Source organism: Erwinia sp. STN24, from assembly GCF_041320675.1.
Classification (GTDB): Bacteria; Pseudomonadota; Gammaproteobacteria; order Enterobacterales; family Enterobacteriaceae; genus Erwinia; species Erwinia aeris.
Genome location: NZ_JBGGPM010000031.1, coordinates 1 through 255, shown reverse-complemented (window position 1 = coordinate 255; position 255 = coordinate 1). Strand labels below are relative to the sequence as shown.

Annotated in this window: 1 rRNA gene; it reads right to left on the bottom strand. The window is 55.3% G+C overall.

Features of this window, described 5'->3' with window-relative positions:
• Positions 1 to 255, bottom strand: a 23S ribosomal RNA gene (locus tag ACA373_RS22210); the annotation flags it as partial.

Genomic DNA, 255 nt, shown 5'->3' with positions numbered 1-255 from the left:
CTCTACCTGACCACCTGTGTCGGTTTGGGGTACGATTCCGTGTTACCTGGAGCTTAGAGGCTTTTCCTGGAAGCAGGGCATCTGTTGCTTCAGCACCGTAGTGCCTCGTCGTCACGCCTCAGCCTTAGAGTGTTCCGGATTTGCCTGGAACACAAGCCTACACGCTTAAACCGGGACAACCGTCGCCCGGCCAACATAGCCTTCTCCGTCCCCCCTTCGCAGTAACACCGAGTACAGGAATATTAACCTGTTTCC